The organism is Lysobacter sp. Soil_C_59 (genome assembly GCF_057656415.1).
Genome location: NZ_JBDGKK010000004.1, coordinates 353,624 through 376,014, shown reverse-complemented (window position 1 = coordinate 376,014; position 22,391 = coordinate 353,624). Strand labels below are relative to the sequence as shown.

The window sequence follows — 22,391 nt, the reverse complement described above, 5'->3', positions numbered from 1 at the left end:
AGTCGCTACTCGCGCGCCAGCAGGCTGCCGGCATACAAGGCCGCCAGCAACAACGTCAGCCCACCCCAGAACGTCGAGTAGAACGCCAAGTGGGTGTTGAGCGGGAATACCGTCGCCGCCAGCGCCCACATCGCCGGTCGCGCACGCTCGCGCGCCTGCTCGTCGGCAAAGCGCCACGCGCGCCACGCCAGGGCGACGCCGGCCAGCCACATCAGCAGGCCGAACAGCCCGGTCTCGCTCAACACCTCGAGCACGATCTGGTGTGCATGCAGCGCCGGCCCACCACCCCACGCGGCGGTCTGCCCCGGCGCCGGATCGCAATGGGGGAAGGCCTCGCGGAAACCGCGCGCGCCAACGCCGTTGAACGGATGGTCGCGCACCATGCACAGGGCCGCGCTCCAGATCCGTGCGCGCCCGGACAAGGCGCTGTCGACGCCTTCGACATCGGCGGTCAGCACGTGCGTGGTGCGGTCGATGCGCTCGCGAACCTGCGGCACTGCCGTGCTCAGCACGGCGCCGGCGATCGCACCAAACACGAATACCGCCGCCAGCTTCTTCCAGCCCAGCAGCCGCCAGCCCGACAGTGCCAGTGCGACGGCGAAGGTGATCCACGAGGCGCGCGAGCCGGCCAGCACCAGCACGACGCCGAGCGCGGCAGCGGCAAGCAGCCAGCCGATCGTGCCCAGGCGACGCCCACCGGCGAACAACAGGAACGGCGACAGGCTTGCCAGCACCGGCCCAAGCTTGAGGTTGCACGGCCCCAACACACCACTGAGACGGTCGACGCTGGCCACTTCCTGCGGAGTGCACATGCCGTGGCCACTGATCGCATGCTTGATGCCATCGATGCCGGAGAACAGCGGGCTGCTGCCGGTGGCCGCCTGCAACAGCGCGTCGGCCGTCCAGATCGCCAGGATCACCGCCAGCCCGGTGAAGGTGACACGGCGACCGCGCGGCTCGGCCACGGCCGCCGCGACCAGCCACAGGAACGGCAGGTAGCGCAGGTCGACCGCGGCTTCGCGCAGCGCACGGCCGGGGTCGATGGCATCGATCGCCGACACCAGCTCCGGCGTCCAGTAGGCGAAGAACAGCACGCTGGTCAGCGCCCAGGCCGGATTGCTCAACAGCTTCGTGCCGCCGCGGAAACGCGACATGGCCAGGTGGATGATCGCCGCCAGAGCGCCAAGCACCAGCACGCCTTCGGCGTAGCCCGGTGCTGGCCACAGGGCGACGTAGGTCAGGATCCAGGCCGGCGCCCAGCGCCAGCCGTGCGTGCGCGGCGCGCCACCGGTGTCAGCGGCAGCGGCGGTCATCGGAGAGTTCGGCGTAGACGGCAAGCGTGGCCTCCTGCATCGCGCGCAGCGAATCGGGAATCCTAGCCGTTGGCGCCGCCGGATGCGTAAGGAGTTCGTAGGCTCTGTGATGCAGCGCACCCAGGTCGAACGGTGCGACCGCGCCGTCGGGCTGCCAGCGCGCCAGCAGTTCGCCGACGCCGCCATGGTTCCAGCCCAGCAGCGGCCGTCCCACGGACAAGGCCTCCAGCACCGTGCGCCCGAACGACTCGGGCTTGCGCGAGAGCTGCAGCACCAGGTCGCTGGCGGCGTAGGCGCGGGCGATCGCGTCGGTCGCTTCCGTGAAAGACACTGCCCCGGCAATGCCACGCTCGGCCGCCTCGCGTTCGAGTTCGGCGATGTAGGCCTCGCGGCCAGCTTCGCGCGCACCGGGCAACCACAGCCGCGCGTCGAGGCCGTCGCCGCGCAGGCGCGCAAGCAGGTCGAGCGCGTCGGCATGCCCCTTCAATCGCGTACCGCGACCCGGCAGCAGCAACAGCGGACCGCTGCCGCCCAGCTCCGGGTGCAGCGACGCAGCCCACGCCCGCGCCGCCGTGTCGGGCAGCGGTGCGTGCGGAAACTGGGCAGGGTCGATGCCTCGTTCGATGACGCGCAGCTTGGCCGCGTCGGTGTCGGAATAATGCCGGAGCACGTAATCGCGCACCGTCTGCGAAACGCAGATCACCCGCTCGCCACGCGTCATCACCGCGCTGTAGCGCGAAGGCGAGTTGAGGCCGTGGACGGTCGTGACCAGGTGCGGTCGTTGCGGCGCGGGAATGCCGCGCAGCGCCAGCACGCCGATCCAGGCCGGCAGTCGCGAACGCGCGTGCACGATGTCGGCGCCTTCGCGCAGCAGCAGCGCGCGCAGGGTGCGGACATGGCGCAGGGTCAGCAGCGACTTGCGGCCGATGTCGAGGGTGATGTGTTCGGCGCCGAGCGCCTGCAGCCTTGGCACCAGGCGGCCGCCGGCGGAAACGACCACGGCGCGATGGCCGGCATCGACCAGCGCCTGCGCGACCTCGAGGGTGGAGCGTTCGACGCCGCCGGATTCCAGCGCCGGTAGCAGCTGGACGACGGTCAGTCGACGCATGGCACGTCCCGTCGGATGGGCGTCGACGGAAGCGTCAGTCTTCCAGGACGAAATGCGAGCCGCAGTACGGGCACTGCACGTCGCCCTCTTCCTCGACCGGCAGGTAGACGCGCGGGTGCGAGTTCCACAGCGCCATCGACGGCAGCGGGCAGCTCAGCGGCAGGTCGCCGCGATGCACCACATAGCGCTTCTCGGCGTTGGCCTGGGTCGGATGGGCGGTGGCTGCGGTCATGGGACGGGACAGGTGGCGACGCGGGACCGCTAGTTTAGCAGGCCGCTGCCCGGCCACCCCAAAGCGAGGCCTGGCTCAGTGCGCCAGGTCGAACAGCAGGACATCGGCGCGGCCTTCGCCGGCGCCCTCCAGCCGCAGCGGGCCGGATTCGCCCTGGAAGCCCAGCGCATCGCCTGCCTGCAATGGCCGGCCGTTGGCGCTGATGCTGCCAGCCACTACCTGCAACCAGTACAGCCGCGACGGATCGAGCGGATGCTCGGCGGTCTCGCCGCGATCCAGGCGCACATCGCGCACGATCGCGTCCTGGCGCACTGGCAGGCTGCCTTCGCGGCCGTCCGGCGTGGCCAGCAGCGTCCAGCCACGCGTGTCGGCGTCGATGGCTGCACGCTGGGCGTAAGCCGGTTCGTGGTTGAGCCGCGAGGGCTGGATCCAGATCTGCAGGAAATGCACCGGCGCAGTTGCAGACCCGTTGTATTCGCTGTGCTCGACCCCGTGGCCGGCACTCATCCACTGCAGCTCGCCGGCGCCGATCACGCCACCGCCACCGCTGCTGTCCTTGTGGGCCAGCTCGCCGGAGATCACGTAGCTGAGGATCTCCATGTTGGCGTGCCGGTGTGGCGGGAAGCCCGCGCCGCCATCGACGCGGTCTTCGTTGATCACCCGCAAGGGTCCGAAGCCCATCCAGGCCGGGTCGTAGTAACCGCCAAACGAGAACGTGTGGCGGCTGTCGAGCCAACCCGCCTGGACGTGGCCGCGGGCGCTGGATGGGCGTTCGATGATCATTGCCGCAAGCTTACTTCTTCGCTTCCGGCTTGGGCACGCTGGCTTCGGTCGTGATGCGGATGGTCACCGCGTCGCTGACGTTGGGTGCGTACTTGTCGACGCCGAAATCGCTGCGCTTGATCGTGGTGGTGGCATCGAAGCCGGCCGCGGCGCGCTTGGAGATCGGGTGCTCGGCGATCTTGTTGATGGTCGTGTCGAGCACGACCGGCTTGGTCACGCCGTGCAGGGTCAGGTCACCGAACACGCGCAGCTTCTTGTCACCGGCGGCTTCGACCTTGGTGCTCTTGAAGGTGATGGTCGGGTACTTCTCGGCGTCGAAGAAGTCGGCGCTGCGCAGGTGCTCGTTGAAGTCCGCCACGTTGGCTTCCAGGCCCGACAGCGGGATGGTCACTTCGACCTTGGAGGCGCCGACGTGGTCGGCGTCATAGACGATGACGCCATCGACGTCGCCGAAATGGGCGATCGGGTTGGAGTAGCCGAAATGGCTCCAGCTGGCGACGACGTCGGTGTGGTTGGGATCGATCTTGTAGGTGACCGGCGCGGCGACGGCGACGGTGCTGGCGGCGGCGAGGGCGACAACCAGTGCGATGCGCTTGAACATGAGGTGGAGCTCCTTGTGGAGGGGGCGAACGAAAAGAATCAGAGGATCTGCGCGGCTTCGTCGAACGACAGCCGCGGTGAACGCGCGAACAGCTTGGCGGGATCGCCATGGCCGAGGTTGATCAGGAAGTTGGACTTGACCTGGGTCCCGGCGAAGAACGCCTCGTCGACGATGGCGTTCTTGAAGCCCGACATCGGGCCGCAATCCAGGCCGAGCGCGCGCGCGGCCATCAGCACATAGGCGCCCTGCAGGCTGCCATTGCGCAGGGCGATGACCTCCAGGTCGTGTGCCGGGCGGCCATCGAACCAGGAGCGCGCATCGGTATGCGGGAACAGGTACGGGAGCTTTTCGTAGAACGCCATGTCGAAACCGACGATCGCCGTGACCGGCGCGGCCAGGGTCTTGGCGTAGTTGCCCTCGTCCAGGGCCGGCGCCAGCCGCGCCTTGGCCTGCGCCGACTTCACGAACACCAGTCGCAGCGGCGACATGTTGGCGCTGGTCGGGCCCCACTTCGCCAGCTCGTAGAGCTGATGCAGGGTCTCGTCGCTGACCTCGCCGGTAAGCTCGTTGTGCGTGCGGGCGGTGCGGAACAGCTGATCGAGCACTGCATCAGGGAGGGCGGCGTGGGACGGGTGCGACATCAGGTACTCCAATTGAAGCCGCCGGGACAGCCCGCGGCCGAGGTATGAAAGTGTAGAGTCTGGCGCAATCGCAACACCCGACGCTTCCAGAACGGATTAAGCACAATCGTGCAACAACAGCGGTCTGCCAGTGTGAACAATGCAAGCGCGCACAGCGCCACGGTGTGGTCGCTCAGTGACGCCAAGGCCGGAAACCGCCGCCAGGCGGACGCATTGGCACACGCGCTGGGCCAGCCGTTCCGGGACTGGACCCTGCAGCCGCAGGCGCCTTGGCACTGGCTGGCTCCGCGCCAATGGCCCGGTTCCGGCCGCGCGTTTGGCGAGGATTTCGCCCGGGCCGCGCCTCCGCGCCTGGCCATCGGCTGCGGCCGCCAGGCGGCGCTGGCAACGCGCCTGCTGCGCGGGCGCGGCGCACGCGCGGTTCAGATCCTCGACCCGCGCATCGCGACCGATCATTGGGACCTGGTGATCGCACCCGAGCACGATCGCCTGCGCGGCGACAACGTCATCGCCCTGCTGGGCAGCCTGCACCCGGTCGACGACTTGTGGCTGGCGGCGGCGCGCCGCGACTTCGACAGTTACTCCGCCCTGCCCGGCCCGCGCACCGCCTTGCTGCTCGGCGGCGCGAGCGCCCATGCGCGCTTCGACGACACCCTCTACGAGCGCGTGCTGGCGCAGGTGGAATCGATCGTGCGGAGCGAAGGCGGAAGCGTGTTGGCGACCGCATCGCGGCGTACGCCGGCGCCGGTGCGGCAACGCCTGCGCGAACGCCTGTCGGCGCTGCCTGGCGTGGTCTGGCGCGGTGAGGCCGACGGCGCCAATCCTTACGCCGGCCTGCTCGGCTGGGCCGACCGCATCGTCTGCACGGCCGACTCGGTCAACATGCTGTCGGAGGCAGCGGCCACGTGGGCACCTGTGTTCGTTGCCGGAGTCGACCGCATCGATGGCCGACCGCGACGCTTCCTCGCCAGCTTGCTGGAGCGCGGCCGCATTCGCGCGCTCGACCAGGCGCCCGATCCCTATCCTGTGACGCCGCTGCGCGAAACCGCACGGGTCGCAGCGCAGGTGCAGGCACGCCTGCGCTGGTAGGAGCGAGCTTGCTCGCGATCTGAATCGTCAGGACTGTTCGCGAGCAAGCTCGCTCCTACACGGCGGATGGCTCGCCGTCGAAGGCCAGGCCGCGGCGCTGCGCCGCTTCGCTGATCGACGTCCTCGCCGCTGCAATCGCATCGGTGACCGGCAACCGTCGCTGGCGACGGTCGAGCGTGCATGCCAGGCCGGCCTCAAGCAGCACCGCGTGCGCCTGCAGCAGCGCGTCGGTTTCATCCGCGCCGAACCAGCCGCTGGCGGACATCGCGCGGATCAACTCGGGCGTGCTGCGCGGCTGCAGCCAGTCGCGGTGCTCGAGCGATTCGGCCAGCACCGCGTACTGCAGCAGGAACTCCAGGTCGACCAGGCCGCCCTCGCCCTGCTTGAGGTCGAACGCGGCTGCATCGCTGCGATCGAGCTCGGCGCGCATGCGCCGGCGCATCGCCACCACGTCGCCGCACAAAGCGGCGGCATCGCGCGGCCGTGCCAGTGTCTGTGCCCGTACTTCCTCGAAGGCGGCACCGAGCGTTTCGTCACCGGCGACGAAACGCGCGCGCACCAGCGCCTGGTGTTCCCAGGTCCAGGCACGCTCGCGCTGGTAATCGCGGTAACTGGCCAGGCTCGAGACCAGCAGCCCCTTGGCGCCGTCCGGTCGCAGGCGTACATCGACATCGAACAGGCGGCCAGCGCCGGTGACTGCGCCCAACAGGGCAACCACCTTCTGTGCCAGGCGTGCGAACCAGCGCGAGGCCTCCAGCGGTCGCGCGCCGTCCGAATACGCGCCCTCGCCACCGGGCGCCTCATAGAGGAACACCAGGTCGAGGTCTGAACCAAATCCCAGCTCCTCGCCGCCCAGGCTGCCGTAACCAAGCACGGCGAAGCGCGCGCCGTCGATGCGACCGTGCGCGCTGGCGACCTCGTGATCGGCCAGGTGCAGCACGCGCATCACCACGCCGTCGGCCAGCCATGCCAGCTGGCGGGCACTTTCCGCAGCGCTCTGGCGGCCGTCGCGCAGCGCCATCGCGATGCGGAAGCTCAGTGCCTGGCGCACTTCATTGAGGGATTGCAGCACCGCCTCGGCATCGTCGTCATCGCCCTGCGCGACGGCGAAGCAGGCGGCATGCAATGCCTCGCGCCCCGGCAACGGTCCGGCCACGCGCGCATCGAGCAGTTCGTCGAGCAGCAGCGGATACGCGGCCAGGCGCTCTGCCAGCAGGGCACTGCGGCTGACCACTTCCACCAGCCGCGCCAGTGCCGCCGGCTGTTCGTCGAGCAGAGCGAGGTAGGCACTGCGGCGCAGCACGTTGTGCAGCAGCGACAGCAGTCGCTTCAGCGCAAGCATCGGTTCGCTCGACGCCGTCGCGGCCTGCAGCAGCGCCGGCAGTACGCGATCGAGGCGGGCGCGGGCACTGTCGGACAGGCCGCGCACGCCGGGGCTGCGGGCAAAATCGCGCAGCACCGCATCGGCGTTGTCGGCCTCGATGAAGCCGGCGTCGGCGAGCACCGCACTGTCGCCACTGTCGGGCAGCGCGCGCCAGTAGGCGGTCAGCGCGTCGGGTGCATTGCGGCGGCGGCGTGGCGCGAGCAGGGCCTCGAACTCGGCGGTGACGCGACCACGCTGCACGTCCAGCGAATCACGCAGCGTGTCCCAGTCGGTGTAGGCCAATGCAGTCGCTATGCGCGCACGGTCTTGCGGCGCCTCGGGCAGCGCATGGGTCTGCGCGTCACGCAGCATCTGCAGGCGGTTCTCCAGCTGGCGCAGGTAACGGTAGGCCTGAGCCAGCAAGGCCGCGGCCTCTTCGCTGACCTGGCGTGCCTCCACCAGCGCCTGCAGCGCCGGCAGCAACCGACGGCCACGCAGCGCCGGTTCGCGGCCGCCGTAAATCAGCTGCAGCGCCTGCACCAGGAATTCGATCTCGCGGATGCCACCGGGACCGCGCTTGATGTCGTCGGCCAGTTCCTTGCGCGCGACCTCGGCGCTGATGGCGGCCTTCATCGCGCGCAAACCATCGAGCGCGCCGAAGTCGAGATAGCGGCGGTAGACGAAGGGCCGCAGGCCATCGAGGAAGCGCTCGCCCGCCTCGGTGTCGCCGGCCACCGGCCGTGCCTTCTGCCAGGCATAGCGCTCCCAGTCTCGGCCCTCGCGCTGGAAGTACTGCTCCATCGCGGTAAATGACCAGGCCACGCGGCCGGCGTTGCCATACGGCCGCAGGCGCAGGTCGACGCGATGGCAGAAGCCATCGACGGTCAGCTCGTCGAGCAGTTTCGCCAGTTGCTGGCCGAGGCGGGCGAAGTAATGTTCGGCATCCAGCGGGCGCGGCCCGTCGGACTCGCCGTCATGCTCGTAGGCGTAGACCAGGTCTACGTCGGAACTGAAGTTGAGTTCTTCGCCGCCAAGCTTGCCCAGGCCGAACACCACCAGTCGCTGCGGATTGCCCTCGCGATCGCGCACCACGCCATGACGCTGCGCGAATTGCTTTTCCAGCGCAGCCAGGCCCAGTTGCAGGCACTGCTCTGCAAGGCGCGTGCTGCCGGCGAGGGTCTGGTCGACGTCGTCCAGGCCGAGCACATCGCGCCAGATCAGGCGGGTCGATTCGGACGCGCGATGGCGCCGCAGCAACGATGGCCATTGTTCGCCGTGGCCGGGCAGCAAGTCCGGCAGGTGTTCACTTGGCGCATCGGCGTCGGCGGCCAGCCGCAGCAGCAGTTCCGGCCGGCGCAGCAGGGTTTCGACCGCGAAGTCGCTGGCTCGCGCCAGCGCGATCAGATGGGCATCAAGGTCGGGAGCGGCGTGCCAGGCCTCGGGTGCCGCGGCGCGCAGGCGCGCGAGTGCGCGCGAAATGAAGGGTTCGACATCGTCCATCGACAGATGATGGCATGCGCGTCTTTGCAGCCGGAGCAGCACGCCATGGCAGTCGAAAAGCGCGGCAACAAGAAGGCCGGGCAATAAAAAAGCCCGCCCCGGTCGAACCGGTTGCGGGCCTGCTCCCTCCCCCACGTCGGGATGCGGGGCCGATCGTGAAGGAACCGTTAGGGGCTTGCACGCTGCACTGCAAAAAAGAACTCGCGGGTTCAGGAAGCTGTGGAAAACCCATTCGCTGAATAGGGATTTGACGGTGCCTGCGTGCGCAGAGCGCACAAAAACACAGACCCCGCCTCACGGCGGGGTCTGGCTTACCTCGTTTCGTCTAACGGTCAGGGACGCGCGATGGTCACCACCGGCGACTGCCACTGCTCCCAATGGTTCGGGTTGTTTTCATCACCCAGCGCCTTGAGCACGTACAGCCTCAGGATGTAGCTGCCGTTGGGCACGACCAGCTGCTTGTTCTTGTTCTTCGTGGTGATGCCGTCCCACGAATAGGCGAAGAAGCTTGTCGCCGAGGAGTTGCGGCCCAGGAACTCTTCCTTGTAGGCGGTGTACCAGAGCTTGCCCGAACCGGCCTCGTAGACATCCAGGCGCATCTCGCGGGCCTGGTGGTCGTGGTGGACGAGGAAGAACGGGATGTCGTCGCCGACCATCGAGTACGTCGCACCGGCCGGCTGGTTGGTGAAGGTGCCAGCATTCAACTTCGCCAGCCACGGGAATCCATTCACGGTCGGCACAAGCACCTGCCGCAGCTGGTAGTCACCGATGTAGCCGGCGTAGGGCACGCGCAGCACCGGGCTGCCATCGTTGGGCGTGAACACCACGTAGCCGCCGTACTGGCCACCCGGCTGATCCGCCGCAGGCGTGATGGTCACCGGGATGGTCACGCTCTGCTTCTTTTGCACCGTCACCGTCGGCGAGTAGAAGGTCACGCCGGCCGAACCCACGAAGAACGTAGGCGTGAAGGTGTTGGGGCCGGTGGTGATCGCGTTGACGTAGGACAACGTGTAGGTCACGGCGGTCTTGCCGGTGTTCTTCAGCGTGATCGCGTGCGTGGTCGGACCACTGGTGCCCTCGCCCAACGACAGCTTGCCCGGGTTGATCCGGACGGCGGCCGTCACGGCGTCGTCGATGCGCAGCATGCCCGCGCCTTGACGATGCACATGGTCGAGCAAGCCCGTGGCCGGGCCGAGCGACCAGTTCTTGGGCACGGCGGAGTTCTGCAGGATGGCCGCCACGTTCCTGGCATTGGTGTTCGGCGCCGACTGCAGCAACAGCGCTGCGGCGCCTGCCACATGCGGCGATGCCATCGAGGTGCCGCTGATCGTTGCGTAGCCACCGTTCTCGAGCGGATAGGTCGAGTAGATCGCACCGCCCGGTGCACCGATGTCAGGCTTGAGCGTCAGGTCAGGCGACAGGCCATAGGCACTGAACGCTGAAATGTAGCCGCCGACCGCGTTCGGGAACGAGTCGGTTGCGCCGGTCCAGGTCAGTTCGACCGGACCACTCGCCAGCCGGCCATCGAGCACGTCGCCGAACGCCTTGGTGGTGCCGACCACCGGGATGTTCACCGACGGCGTGCCGGCGACAGTCGGGTTGAGCGGAGCGGCGACAACGTTGTCGTACAGCACCGCGCCGACCGCACCGGCGTTCTGCGCATTGATCGCCTTGATGTAGAACGAGCAGGTACCGCGACGGATCAGCGCGACCTGGCCCGTGAGGCTGCCGGCCGGCAACGCGGCGCAGGCGGCATCTGTCGTGGTCGCCGTGCCGACGCGGCCCAGCGGTGCGCTACCCGACGAGGGCGCCAGCGGCGAACCGGTTGCCTGGTTGAAGCCGACCTTCAGCGCATCGGGCGAAGCCGTGAAGTAGCGCTGGCGCGCGGCGATGTTGTCGAACGACGCAACCGAGATGACCTTCTCGCCAGTGCTGGGGGCACCAGTGGAGTACATGCCGGTGGCGCCGCTGTTGCCAGCCGAAGCCACCACCACGATCCCCTTGTTGACCAGGCGCGAGGCGGCCTTGGCGGTCGGATATTCCGGCCACTGGTAGGTCGAGCCAATGCTCATGTTGAGCACGTCCATGCCGTCGTGGTGGGCGCGCTCCATGGCCGCGATCATGATGTCGGCGGTGGTCGAGCCTTCGCAGCCGAAGACGCGATAGGCACCGAACTTCACCTTGGGCGCGACACCCTTGACCACGCCGTTGGCGCCGATGATGCCCGCCACGTGCGTGCCATGGCCGTTGCAGTCGTCGGGGTTGTTGTCAGGCGTGGCGACCGGGTTGTACGTGGGCGAAGCCGGGTCGGCATTGAACGCATCGCCGACGAAGTCCCAGCCCCTTATCACACGAGCGGTCGGGAATGCGGTGCTGTGGTTGGTGCCGTTGCCACCGAAGTCGGGGTGGTCGATGTCCAGGCCCGTGTCCATGACTGCCACGCGGATGCCGCGACCATCGAGTCCGAGTTCATTCTGCGCGATGTCGGCGCCGGTCATCGACAGCGCGGTGTAGAGATCGGGCTGCGGGTTGGCCACCGGGTCCGGCATCTGCATCACTTCGACCGGCCAGATCGCCTTGACGCCCGGCAGGCGCGCGACGGTGCTCAGCTGGTTGCGCGTCACGGTGATCGACAGGCCGTTGAACAGATCGCCATAGGCGAAGTTCTCGCGGTAGTTGATCCGCGCGGCACGGGCGCCATCACGGAAGGCTTTCTTCTCGGCCTGGAGCGATGCTTCGGAGCCGCCATCGGATTTGGGGGCGGCGCTGAGTTCGACGAACCAGCGTTGCGGGGTTTCATCCTTCGGCGGTCCGGCTTCGGGCTCGGCAAGGGGCTCGTCGGGGAAAACCTGGTTAAGCAAGGCGGCACCCGGTGCGGCGAGTGCGACCATGCAGGCGCTCGCGAGCGCCGTAACGACAAGTACGGATGGCTTCTTCACTGCGAATCCCCTTCTTCAAAATAGGTGATGACGCAAAATGCAACAGCCCCCTGTGGTGCCATTGTTGCCTGAAAACGGTCGCCTCCGCGCGCGGCAATGCAACAAGAATTCGCGCCTCCCGACACAGCGAAGATGACTGCGTCGGAATTTCACAATGGCTTCACGCCGTGCCCGGGGCTCGAGCGATAGCGCAAGGAGTCAAACGCGCTTACGACTGCGCGTCGGCCAGTGAATGGGGCGATCAGGTGGCATGGAAATTGCCGGTCGCGCGGCTTGAAACCACCTTTCACGACTGCGCGAATGGCGGCGTCAGGGCAGCGTCCATGGATTCCCGCCTGCGCGGGAACGACGAGAGGGGCGCGATTACGCCGCTGCGAAGAACATCAGGTAGACCAGTCGGCCGTTCTCGAGGCGATCGCCGAATGCGGGCCCGGCCGTGTGCCACAACCACGGCCGCAACAGCACCAGCCGGTTGAAGCGCATCGGCGCGTGCATGGTGAGCTCCCACTTCGACTCATCGGTGCTGTCGCGCTCGATGATCTCGCGGTGCATCTGCTCCATCGACGCGAAGCCCATCGCGCGCATCTCTTCATCGGTGATCGGCGCGCGGTCGGTGTTGGTGGGGCGGTGGCGGAAGAACTCGGTGCCCCCCATGCAATCCTCGGGACGACTGAGGTACAGGATGGCCGACCAGTACGCCTGGTCGATGTGCACCTTCGCCCGTCCGCTGTCCGATGCCAGCGTCATGCGGAACTTGGCATGCGATTGCAGCGGCGACACCGGCCGCACGCGCTCACCGACCAGGTGCGAGACGCTGTGCTCCAGACCATCGATCTCGATGCGCTCGAGCGAGTTGCGACCGGGAAACGCGCCCTGCTGTTCGGGATAGGTCAGCTTCAGCCCGACCTCACGCAGCTGCAGCGCGTCGCGCGGGCTGAGGAAGTCGTCAACGATGATCAGGGAGGTCGGCATGCGCGCGAGCTTAGCCGGCGCGGGGATGACCGGCCAGAGCAACGTCCATGGGTTCCCGCCTTCGCGGGAATGACGGGCTAAGGAATCAACGACGCTGGGTTCCCGCCTGCGCGGGAATGACGGCTTACCGACGAAGACCGGGCGATGAAATGCCGGAGCGGCGTTCGACGGGCTGGGGATTGCGTAGCAGCGGGACATGGATGTCCCGCGCCCCGCCTCCGGACAGGATGTCCGGCGAAGGGGCGGAGCAATCCCCGGCCCGGCGGACGACGCCGCTCCGGAGCAAGAGCAACGGCAACGTCAAAATGGGTCCCGGCGTTCGCCGGGATGACGGCAAAAAAAAGAACCCCGCATTTCTGCGGGGTTCCTTGTGTAGCAAACAACAGAAGACGGGGACTTAGAAGTCCATGCCGCCCATGCCGCCCATGCCGCCGCCCGGCATCGCCGGCTCGTCCTTCTTCGGCAGCTCGGCAACCATCGCTTCGGTCGTGATCATCAGACCGGCGATGGAAGCTGCGTTCTGCAGCGCGGTGCGGGTGACCTTGGTCGGGTCCAGGATGCCCAGCTCGATCATGTCGCCGAACTCGCCGTTGGCGGCGTTGTAGCCGAAGCTGCCCTTGCCCTCGGCGACCTTGTTGACGATGACCGACGGCTCTTCACCGGCGTTGGTCACGATCTCGCGCAGCGGCGCTTCCATCGCGCGCAGGGCGATCTGGATGCCGTGGTTCTGGTCTTCGTTGGCACCCTTGAGGTTGGCGATCGCAGCCTTGGCGCGCAGCAGTGCAACGCCGCCGCCCGGGACGATGCCCTCTTCAACGGCCGCACGCGTGGCGTGCAGGGCGTCTTCGACGCGAGCCTTCTTTTCCTTCATCTCGATCTCGGTCGAAGCACCGACCTTGATCACCGCCACGCCGCCGGCCAGCTTGGCCACGCGCTCCTGCAGCTTCTCGCGGTCGTAGTCGGAGGAGGTCTCCTCGATCTGCGCCTTGATCTGCTTGATGCGGCCTTCGATGCCCGACACTTCGCCGGCGCCGTCGATGATGGTGGTGTTCTCCTTGGAGATCTGCACCTTCTTCGCGCGGCCCAGGTCCTTGATCGTGGCCTTGTCCAGCTGCAGGCCGACTTCCTCGGAGATCACGGTGCCGCCGGTGAGGACGGCCATGTCTTCCAGCATCGCCTTGCGACGGTCGCCGAAGCCCGGCGCCTTGACGGCGCAGACCTTGACGATGCCGCGGATGGTGTTGACCACCAGGGTCGCCAGCGCTTCGCCTTCGACTTCCTCGGCGATGATCAGCAGCGGCTTGCCGGCCTTGGCCACGCCCTCGAGGACGGGCAGCAGGTCACGCACGTTGGAGATCTTCTTGTCGTGCAGCAGGATGAACGGATCGTCCAGCTCGGCCTGCATCGACTGCTGGTTGTTGATGAAGTACGGCGACAGGTAGCCGCGGTCGAACTGCATGCCCTCGACGACGTCGAGCTCGTTCTCCAGGCCCGAACCGTCTTCAACGGTGATCACGCCTTCCTTGCCGACCTTGTCCATCGCCTGGGCGATGAGGTCGCCGATGTTGGCGTCGGAGTTGGCCGAGATCGTACCGACCTGGGCGATTTCCTTGCTGGTCGAGGACGGCTTGGAGATCTTCTTCAGCTCGTCGACGGCAGCGACGACGGCCTTGTCGATACCGCGCTTGAGGTCCATCGGGTTCATGCCGGCAGCGACGGCCTTCATGCCCTCGCGGATCAGCGCCTGGGCCAGCACGGTGGCGGTGGTGGTGCCGTCACCGGCGTTGTCGGAGGTCTTGGAAGCGACTTCCTTCACCATCTGCGCGCCCATGTTCTCGAACTTGTCGGCAAGCTCGATTTCCTTGGCGACGGAGACGCCGTCCTTGGTGATGGTCGGGGCGCCGAAGCTCTTCTCGAGCACGACGTTGCGACCCTTCGGGCCGAGCGTGGCCTTGACGGCATTGGCGAGCACATTGACGCCGCGCAGCATCTTGACGCGCGCGTCCTCACCGAAACGAATTTCCTTGGCAGCCATTTGTTGTTACCTCAAAAGCGGGAATGGGGAATGGGGAATAGGGAACGAAAGGCTTTGACGACTGACGGGATGGAACGGGGTGCGGAACGCGCGCATTGCGCTTCATTCCCTCTTCCCTGCTCCCTCTTCCCGTTGCGCTTCGCTTAGCCGAGCACCGCGAAGATGTCGTCTTCCTTGACCACCAGGAATTCGGTGCCGTCGAGCTTGACCTCGGTACCGCTGTACTTGCCGAACAGGACCTTGTCGCCGACCTTCACCGAGACCGGGCGGACGTTGCCGTTGTCGAGGACCTTGCCGGTGCCGACAGCGACGACTTCACCCTTGATCGGCTTCTCGGTGGCCGAGTCCGGAATCACGATGCCGCCAGCGGACATCTTTTCTTCTTCCATGCGCTTGATGACCACGCGGTCGTAGAGCGGCTTGATATTCATCGCGACAAATCTCCGAGGGATTTACGTAAGTTGTTGAACGGACAGCAAAACTGGGTGAATTTTAGCAGTCGACCCTGACGAGTGCCAATGTCAGGGACGAAGAAACCCGGCGAACCGGGACAGCGGGGGAGATTGGGGGGCCGCGGCGGGCTTTCAAGGGGCCGGGCATTCCAGGCAGCTGCGGCCGCTACAAAAAGAAAGAGCGCGCCCCCGAGGGAACGCGCTCTTTCTGGTGCGGAGGTGGCTGTCCTGTGCTCGTCGCGTCCTGCGCACGGCCCCGAACCGACGCCTTGTCACTACCAACGCCCTTGTCGGCAGGGGTCAATCTTCGTCCCTGCGGGCTTTTTCGACCAGCGGTGTCCTGCTGACTCCCGGTATCACGTCCTTCATGGAATGCTTGAAACTATTGAACTTCACTGCTGCAATCGGCGCTCAGTGCTACCCAGTGGACACAGCATTGGGCGAATCTCAGTCACCTGGTGAATATCGGTATCCAAGGTCGGAGGCCACATGACACCCCAGCAGCGAATCCGCTTGGCCCGACGCCATTGCGGCCTGTCCCAGGCCGCCCTGGGCGCGGCGGTCGGCGTGCAACGCAGCGCGGTCGGCCATTGGGAGGCGGCACGCGGCAAGTATCCGAGCGTGGCGCACCTGCGCGAGATCGCGATGGTGACCGGCGTGCAGTTCGAATGGCTGGCCACCGGCCGCGGCACGATGAGCCTGTCGGCGGACACCGCGCTGGACTCGGTCGCGGCCGCGGACGCGCTGCTGGTCGACGACCCGCTGGAGTTGCGGTTGCTGGCCGCGTTCCGCGAAGCGCCGACGCGCTCGAAGGCGCCGCTGGTGGAGGTGGTGGAACAGCTGGCGCAACTGCGCACCGGACGCGGACGCGGCAAGCCCGCCTCCATGTAGAAACCTGCTTCCGGCTCAGCCGCCGGAAAGCCGCTTCACCGCGCCTGCCGGCAATGCCGCGCAATCGGCCGCCGGCTCGAACGCCGCGGTGGCGGCGACGCCGTCGACAGCCAGCTGCAACTTCGCCGGTGCGGGCGGTGCCGCGATGGCCGTCGCCCAGATCGCGCGGATCGTGCCCTGCATCGGCGGATCGGTCAGCACCTTGCCGCCGGAATCGACATAGAGCAGCTCACCCGGCGAGCTCGCTACCGCCTCGCCTGAAGCCGCGTCGATCAGCGTGATCGCGTCCGGCTCGCCCCAGCAGCTCATGGCGCTTTCGCAGCTCAGGTCCGCGAGCAGGCGCGACGTCGCACCGGCGGACAGGTGGCAGGCGGCGTGGACGTTGATGCCGAACGCCGGCGCCGCCTGCGCGGCCGCGGCGGCCGGCACCACGGATACCAGGCCCAGGGCGAGGATGGCCCTGGCGGCAAGGGTGGTCTGTAAGCAATGGCGAAGCGACATCGAACCTCCTGCAGGCTGCCGGACCGGGCCGGCGCCGGCAGCCTACGTCATCCGCCGCCGGCCTGCGCAACCCTGCGTCCCAGCAGCGGCGATTCGCCCGTGCGCGGGGCGGCGGCTACACTTGCGCCCCTCATGACCCCGTCCCCCGCCTCGCCCGTACGGCTGGTCCTCAGCACCTGCGCCGATCCGCAAAGCGCCGACGCCATCGCCAGGGCCCTGGTCGGCGAGCGCCTGGCCGCGTGCGTCAACGTGCTGCCAGGGGTGTCGTCGACGTACCGCTGGCAGGGGGCGATCGAGCAGGCCGACGAAGTCCTGCTGCTGATCAAGACCACCGCCGACCGCCAGGACGCGCTGATCGCGCGACTGCAGGCGCTGCATTCCTATGAACTGCCGGAGGCGGTCGCGGTCGAAGCCGTTGGCGGCCTTGCCCCCTACCTGCAGTGGGTGGCCGAACAGACCCGAAAAGATGACTGAATCCATTTCATTGCGCCTGCGCGGCGCGCTGCTGACCCTGGCCATGACCGCGGCGGCATTCGTCGCGTCCGGCCTCGCTGCCACGCCCGCGCATGCGGCGATCAATCCCGACGACCTGCTGCCGGTAGACGAGGCGTTCGCCTTGCGCGCACAGGCGCCCACCGGCGACCGGATCGAGATCCATTGGCGCATCGCCGACGGCTACTACCTGTACAAGCACCGCGTTGCGGTGCAGTCCGATGCCACTTTTGCCGCACAGCCGCTGCAGCTGCCGCAGGGCAAGGCGCACGAAGACGAGTTCTTCGGCCGGGTCGAGACCTACCGCCAGGCACTCACCGCGGTGCTGCCGGGCCAGGCACAGGGCGGCGCGCGCCAGGTCACCCTGAAGGTGCGTTACCAGGGCTGCGCCGACGCCGGCATCTGCTATCCACCGCAGACTCGCAGCCTCAGCGTCACCCTTCCCGAGGCAAGTGCGGCGACCACGCAACCGGCTGTCGCCTTCGGTCCTGCGCGCGGCGCCGCACCGCTGGGCGGCGGCCTGCTGGCTGGCAAGGCCGGCGCCACTGATGCCTTGCCGCTGCCGCCGGAGCAGGCCTTCGGCTTCGAAGCAATTTCCGGCGACGGCAACACGCTGCTGCTGCGCTTCACTCCGGCGCCGGGCTATTACCTGTACCGCGACAAGACCACGCTGCGCCTGGATGACGCCGCGACGAAGGCGGGCATCACCCTGGGCAAACCGCGCTGGCCGCAGGGCGTTGCCCACCGCGATGAGCACTTCGGCAACGTGGTGGTCTATTTCGACCAGGTCGAATTGCCGGTCGCACTGGCGCGCGGCAAGACCGATGCGGCCACGGTGCGCCTGACCGCAGGTTTCCAGGGCTGCCAGACCGATGGCATCTGCTATCCGCCGATGACGCGGACGGTGGAGGTTGCGCTTCCTGCTGGTGTGGTGGGGACGGCTGCCGCTGATGCGCAACCCATCCCCTCCCCGGCCCTCCCCTTGAAGGGGAGGGAGCAAAGCGCCGACGCTCCTGCCGTTGAGCCCTCCCCTTCAAGGGGAGGGTTGGGTGGGGATGGGTCGACCACTGACGTGAAGTCCGCCGACCTCGCCGAAGACAGCCGCCTGGCCGCATCGCTGGCCGGTCCCAACCGCTGGTGGGCGCTGGCGAGCTTCTTCGGCTTCGGCCTGCTGCTTTCGTTCACGCCGTGCGTGCTGCCGATGATCCCGATCCTGTCCGGGCTGATCGCCGGACACGGCCCGGGCCTGGGCGCGCGTCGCGCATTCGCGCTGTCCTTCGTCTACGTGCTGGCGAGCGCACTGGTGTTCACCGTCGCCGGCGTGATTGCCGGCCTGGTCGGCGCCAACCTGCAGATCGCCTTCCAGAATCCGTGGGTGATCGGTGCGTTTGCACTTCTGTTCGTTGCGCTGGCGCTGTCGAGTTTCGGACTGTACGAACTGCAGCTGCCGGCCGGCCTGCGCAACAAGCTCGGCTCGATGAGCGACCACCAGCGCGGTGGTTCGTGGGCCGGCGTGGCCGTGATGGGTGCGCTGTCGGCGCTGATCGTCGGCCCGTGCGTGGCACCGCCCCTGGCGGCGGGCGTGCTCTACATCGGCCAGACGCAGGATCCGGTGTTCGGCGGTGCCGCACTGTTCCTGCTGGCGATGGGCATGGGCGTGCCGCTGCTCGCCTTCGGCGTCGCCGCCGGCAAGGGGCTGCCGACCAGCGGCCCGTGGATGGTGGCGGTGCAGCGCGCGTTCGGCTTCATCTTCCTCGGCCTGGCGGTATGGATGCTGTCGCGCGTCGTACCCGGTGCGGCGACGCTGGCGCTGTGGGGCGTGCTGTTGCTGGCAGCGGCGGCCACGATCGCGGTGGCAATCAAGGCGGCGCAGCGCTACGGCGTGCGCGTGCTCGGCTGGACGACGGCGCTGCTGCTGGGCGTGGTCGGCGCGACGCAACTGGTCGGCGCGATGGCCGGCGGCATCGATCCACTGCGACCGCTGGCCGGCCTGCGCGGTGGCAACACTGCGCACGCGGCTGAACTTCCGTTCCGCAAGATCAAGTCATTGGCCGATCTCCAGCGCGAGGTCGGCGCGGCCAAGGCTGCCGGCAAGCCGGTCATGCTCGACTTCTATGCCGACTGGTGCGTGGCCTGCAAGGAGATGGAGAAGTACACCTTCCCCGAGGCGTCCGTGCATGCGGCACTGTCCGGCTTCGTCCTGCTCAAGGCCGACGTCACCGCCAATGACGATGTCGACCAGGCCCTGATGAAGCAGTTGGGCATCATCGGGCCGCCAGCGACCTTGTATTACGTCGATGGCAACGAGCGCCGCAACCTGCGCCTGTTCGGCTTCGAAGCGGCCGGCCCCTTCGTCGAGCGCATCGGCAAGGCCAGCCGCTGATGGCACTGGGCGCCACCGGCAAGATCCTGCTGGTCGCCGTGGCCGCCGGCACGCTCGGCGTCCTCGCCGGGCTCTGGTCGAACGGTCCCGGGCCGCTGTTGCGCAGCGAGGTCGGCCAGCGCGCCCTGCAGACCGTGATGGACGCCAGCGCGCCGGCCCCGCCGGCCGGCCTGGCGGTTGCCCGTCGCGGCGAAACGATCCCGGCCCTGCAACTGCCGGGGCTCGACAGCGCGCCGGTGCGGATTCCGGCCGATTATTCCGGCCGCCCCCTCTTGATCAACCTGTGGGCGAGCTGGTGCGGCCCGTGCATCGAGGAAATGCCCGAGCTCGACCGCTTTGCGGCCAGCCAGGGCCCCAACGGCACGCAAGTGGTCGGCATCGCGCTGGATGACGCCACCTCCGTGCGGGCGTTCCTGCAGCGCATTCCGGTCCGCTACCCGATCCTGCTCGACCAGGCCGGCCCGCGCGACGCCGGCGTGCAACTGGGCAATGCCAAGGGCGTTTTGCCCTATACCGTGCTGGTTTCCGCCGACGGGCGCCTGCTGAAGCAGAAGATCGGCCCGTTCGCGCACGGCGAAATCGATGACTGGGTCGCAAATTAGAGCGACCACTCAAACAACTGCTTAAATCCCGGCAACTTCTTCGATACGGTAGCGAACGTCTGGACACCCCGTCCGGCATCGCGCACACTGCCCGCCTTTGAGGCAGTTCGTAAGGAGCATCGCGGGTCCGCCATGGCGAAGTTGTTGGTTCTGCACGGCCCCAACCTCAACCTGCTCGGCAGCCGCGAGCCGGAGGTGTATGGCCACGCCACCCTGGCAGACATCGACGCCGACCTGCGCCAGCGCACCGAAGCGGCCGGCCACGCCTACGACAGCCTGCAAGCCAACGCCGAGCATGCCCTGGTGGACCGCATCCAGGCCGCCCGCGAGGACGGCACGGCGCTTGTCCTGATCAACCCGGCAGCGTTCACCCACACCAGCGTGGCCATCCGCGACGCCCTGGCGGCAGTCGCCATTCCCTTCTACGAAGTGCACCTGTCCAACCCGCACCGGCGCGAACCATTCCGCCACACCAGCTACTTCAGCGACCTCGCCGTCGGCGTGGTCTGCGGCTTCGGCGCCGACAGCTACCGCTACGCCCTCGACGCCGCGCTCAAGCGTCTGGCCTGATTTCCCTTCAAGACCGTCGCCCCGTTTTTCGGGACGACCACCATCAACGACCCTGAGGCCCACCATGGACCTGCGCAAAATCAAGAAACTCATCGACCTGCTCGAGGAGTCCAACCTCGCCGAGATCGAGATCAAGGAAGGCGAAGAGTCCGTCCGCCTCGCCCGCACGCCGCGCGGCGTCGCCGTGGCCGCGCCGGTCATGCACGCCGCCCCGGTCGCCCATGCGCCGGTGATGCCGATGCATGGCCCGACCGAAGCCGCCACCGGCGGCCACGCCAAGCCGCAGGCCGACCTGCCCGAGGGCCATGTCGTGCGCGCGCCGATGGTCGGCACGTTCTACGGTTCGCCCTCGCCGGACAAGCCGGCGTTCGTCACCATCGGCCAGGCGGTCAAGGCCGGCGATACCCTGGGCATCATCGAAGCGATGAAGATGTTCAACCCGATCGAGGCCGACGTCGCCGGCACCGTGCTGAAGGTGATGGTCGAGAACGGCCAGCCGATCGAGTTCGACCAGCCGCTGTTCGTCATCGGTTGAGATCAGCCCATGCTCGATAAAGTCGTAATTGCCAACCGCGGTGAGATCGCGCTGCGCATCCTGCGCGCGTGCCACGCGCTGGGCATCCGTACGGTCGCGGTGCATTCCACCGTCGACCGCAACCTCAAGCACGTCGCAATGGCCGACGAGTCGGTCTGCATCGGCCCGGCGCCGTCGACGGACAGCTACCTCAACATGGCGCAAATTATTGCTGCCGCCGAGGTCACCGACGCCCAGGCCATCCACCCGGGTTACGGCTTCCTGTCGGAGAACGCCGACTTCGCCGAGCGCGTGGAGCAGTCGGGCTTCATCTTCATCGGGCCGAAGGCCGACACGATCCGCCTGATGGGCGACAAGGTCGAAGCCATCCGTGCGATGAAGGCCGCCGGCGTGCCTTGTGTGCCCGGCAGCGGTGGTCCGCTCGGCGACGACCCGGCGACCAACGTCAAGATCGCGCGCGAGATCGGCTACCCGGTCATCGTCAAGGCCGCCGGTGGCGGTGGCGGTCGCGGCATGCGCGTGGTCCACACCGAAGCGCACCTGACCGTGGCCATCCAGACCACCAAGTCCGAAGCCAAGGCCGCGTTCGGCAACGACATGGTCTACATGGAGAAGTTCCTGGAGAACCCGCGCCACGTGGAGATCCAGGTGCTCGCCGACGGCCAGGGCAACGCCATCCACCTGGGCGAGCGCGACTGCTCGATGCAGCGCCGCCACCAGAAGGTGGTCGAAGAAGCGCCGGCTCCGGGCATCACGCCCGAGCAGCGCGCCGAGATCGGCAAGGTCTGCGTCGAGGCCTGCCTGCGCATCGGTTATCGCGGCGCCGGCACGTTCGAGTTCCTTTACGAGAACGGCCGCTTCTACTTCATCGAGATGAACACCCGCATCCAGGTGGAGCATCCGGTCACTGAAATGGTCACCGGCATCGACCTGGTGCGCGAGCAGCTCAACATCGCCGCCGGCCACAAGCTCGCCATCAAGCAGAGCGACGTGGTGCTGGAAGGCCACGCGATCGAGTGCCGCATCAACGCCGAGGATCCGGAGACGTTCATGCCGTTCCCGGGCCTGATCCAGCACTTCCATGCCCCCGGCGGCCCGGGCGTGCGCGTCGACAGCCACATCTACGAAGGCTATCGCGTGCCGCCGAACTACGACTCCATGATTGGCAAGCTGATCGTGCACGGCCCGGATCGCGAGACCGCGATCGCGCGCATGCGCGTGGCGCTGAGCGAGATGGTCGTCGACGGCATCAAGACCAACGTGCCGCTGCAGCAGCGGATCATGTCGGACGCCGGTTTCCAGCAAGGTGGGATGAACATCCACTACCTGGAAAAGCGCTTGAAGGAACAGAAGGAAAAGGCGCTGTCGATCGTTTGATCGGCGCTGCGG

At 67.6% G+C, this 22,391-nt stretch carries 20 protein-coding genes; 8 read left to right on the top strand and 12 right to left on the bottom strand.

The features are described 5' to 3' along the window. Positions 1–5 precede the first annotated feature (5 nt). The 6 genes from AC3A3Q_RS10980 to AC3A3Q_RS10955 form a co-directional block, all read right to left on the bottom strand. Positions 6–1,313 (bottom strand): O-antigen ligase family protein, encoded by a 1,308-nt coding sequence (locus AC3A3Q_RS10980; protein ID WP_487586286.1) that lies wholly within the window; start codon positions 1,311–1,313, stop codon positions 6–8. Continuing rightward, on the bottom strand, positions 1,294–2,421 hold the full coding sequence (locus tag AC3A3Q_RS10975) for a glycosyltransferase (protein ID WP_487586285.1): 1,128 nt from the start codon (positions 2,419–2,421) through the stop codon (positions 1,294–1,296). Before AC3A3Q_RS10975 ends, AC3A3Q_RS10980 begins: the two co-directional genes overlap by 20 nt. A 34-nt stretch (positions 2,422–2,455) precedes the next feature. Further along, positions 2,456–2,653, bottom strand: coding sequence for a zinc-finger domain-containing protein (locus AC3A3Q_RS10970; RefSeq protein ID WP_487586284.1), 198 nt, complete (start codon positions 2,651–2,653; stop codon positions 2,456–2,458). Between the two features lie 75 nt (positions 2,654–2,728). Beyond that, on the bottom strand, positions 2,729–3,436 hold the full coding sequence (locus tag AC3A3Q_RS10965) for a pirin family protein (RefSeq protein WP_487586283.1): 708 nt from the start codon (positions 3,434–3,436) through the stop codon (positions 2,729–2,731). Between the two features lie 10 nt (positions 3,437–3,446). Next, on the bottom strand, positions 3,447–4,037 hold the full coding sequence (locus AC3A3Q_RS10960) for a YceI family protein (protein WP_487586282.1): 591 nt from the start codon (positions 4,035–4,037) through the stop codon (positions 3,447–3,449). Positions 4,038–4,075: 38 nt separating this feature from the next. Further along, the gene (locus tag AC3A3Q_RS10955; RefSeq protein WP_487586281.1) at positions 4,076–4,678 is read right to left on the bottom strand and encodes a malonic semialdehyde reductase; all 603 of its coding nucleotides are present in this window, start codon (positions 4,676–4,678) and stop codon (positions 4,076–4,078) included. A 132-nt stretch (positions 4,679–4,810) separates the two neighbouring features. Here AC3A3Q_RS10955 and AC3A3Q_RS10950 point away from each other — a divergent pair, with 132 nt between their 5' ends. Then, positions 4,811–5,767 (top strand): mitochondrial fission ELM1 family protein, encoded by a 957-nt coding sequence (locus AC3A3Q_RS10950; RefSeq protein WP_487586280.1) that lies wholly within the window; start codon positions 4,811–4,813, stop codon positions 5,765–5,767. 55 nt (positions 5,768–5,822) lie between these two features. Here AC3A3Q_RS10950 and glnE read toward each other — a convergent pair whose 3' ends face one another. The 5 genes from glnE to groES all read right to left on the bottom strand — a co-directional run bounded on the left by glnE (position 5,823) and on the right by groES (position 15,007). Next, positions 5,823–8,630 (bottom strand): bifunctional [glutamate--ammonia ligase]-adenylyl-L-tyrosine phosphorylase/[glutamate--ammonia-ligase] adenylyltransferase, encoded by a 2,808-nt coding sequence (gene glnE / locus AC3A3Q_RS10945; RefSeq protein ID WP_487586279.1) that lies wholly within the window; start codon positions 8,628–8,630, stop codon positions 5,823–5,825. Positions 8,631–8,962: 332 nt separating this feature from the next. Next, positions 8,963–11,569: a S8 family serine peptidase gene (locus AC3A3Q_RS10940; RefSeq protein ID WP_487586278.1), complete on the bottom strand. Its 2,607-nt coding sequence runs from the start codon at positions 11,567–11,569 to the stop codon at positions 8,963–8,965. 363 nt (positions 11,570–11,932) lie between these two features. Further along, positions 11,933–12,541: a DUF6445 family protein gene (locus AC3A3Q_RS10935; RefSeq protein WP_487586277.1), complete on the bottom strand. Its 609-nt coding sequence runs from the start codon at positions 12,539–12,541 to the stop codon at positions 11,933–11,935. 397 nt (positions 12,542–12,938) lie between these two features. Beyond that, a complete protein-coding gene (groL, locus tag AC3A3Q_RS10930) occupies positions 12,939–14,576 on the bottom strand; it encodes a chaperonin GroEL (RefSeq protein ID WP_200608712.1) in 1,638 nt (545 codons plus the stop codon). Positions 14,577–14,719: 143 nt separating this feature from the next. After that, positions 14,720–15,007: a co-chaperone GroES gene (gene groES / locus AC3A3Q_RS10925; RefSeq protein WP_487586276.1), complete on the bottom strand. Its 288-nt coding sequence runs from the start codon at positions 15,005–15,007 to the stop codon at positions 14,720–14,722. Between the two features lie 510 nt (positions 15,008–15,517). Here groES and AC3A3Q_RS10920 point away from each other — a divergent pair. Next, a complete protein-coding gene (locus AC3A3Q_RS10920) occupies positions 15,518–15,919 on the top strand; it encodes a helix-turn-helix domain-containing protein (RefSeq protein ID WP_487582411.1) in 402 nt (133 codons plus the stop codon). A 15-nt stretch (positions 15,920–15,934) separates the two neighbouring features. Here AC3A3Q_RS10920 and AC3A3Q_RS10915 read toward each other — a convergent pair whose 3' ends face one another. Then, entirely contained in the window at positions 15,935–16,420 is a 486-nt protein-coding gene (locus tag AC3A3Q_RS10915; protein ID WP_487586275.1) for a hypothetical protein, read from the bottom strand. Between the two features lie 132 nt (positions 16,421–16,552). Here AC3A3Q_RS10915 and cutA point away from each other — a divergent pair, with 132 nt between their 5' ends. From cutA to accC, 6 genes are all read left to right on the top strand, one after another. Then, on the top strand, positions 16,553–16,894 hold the full coding sequence (gene cutA, locus AC3A3Q_RS10910) for a divalent-cation tolerance protein CutA (protein ID WP_487586274.1): 342 nt from the start codon (positions 16,553–16,555) through the stop codon (positions 16,892–16,894). Beyond that, positions 16,887–19,295, top strand: coding sequence for a protein-disulfide reductase DsbD (locus tag AC3A3Q_RS10905; protein ID WP_487586273.1), 2,409 nt, complete (start codon positions 16,887–16,889; stop codon positions 19,293–19,295). The genes cutA and AC3A3Q_RS10905 overlap by 8 nt, the downstream gene beginning before the upstream one ends. After that, a complete protein-coding gene (locus tag AC3A3Q_RS10900; protein WP_487586272.1) occupies positions 19,295–19,897 on the top strand; it encodes a TlpA family protein disulfide reductase in 603 nt (200 codons plus the stop codon). Before AC3A3Q_RS10905 ends, AC3A3Q_RS10900 begins: the two co-directional genes overlap by 1 nt. Positions 19,898–20,029: 132 nt before the next feature. After that, positions 20,030–20,467, top strand: coding sequence for a type II 3-dehydroquinate dehydratase (gene aroQ, locus AC3A3Q_RS10895; RefSeq protein WP_487586271.1), 438 nt, complete (start codon positions 20,030–20,032; stop codon positions 20,465–20,467). 64 nt (positions 20,468–20,531) lie between these two features. Further along, positions 20,532–21,002 (top strand): acetyl-CoA carboxylase biotin carboxyl carrier protein, encoded by a 471-nt coding sequence (gene accB / locus AC3A3Q_RS10890; protein WP_487586270.1) that lies wholly within the window; start codon positions 20,532–20,534, stop codon positions 21,000–21,002. 9 nt (positions 21,003–21,011) lie between these two features. Then, positions 21,012–22,379, top strand: a complete 1,368-nt coding sequence (gene accC / locus AC3A3Q_RS10885) for an acetyl-CoA carboxylase biotin carboxylase subunit (protein ID WP_386702246.1) — start codon at positions 21,012–21,014, stop codon at positions 22,377–22,379. Positions 22,380–22,391: the final 12 nt, after the last annotated feature.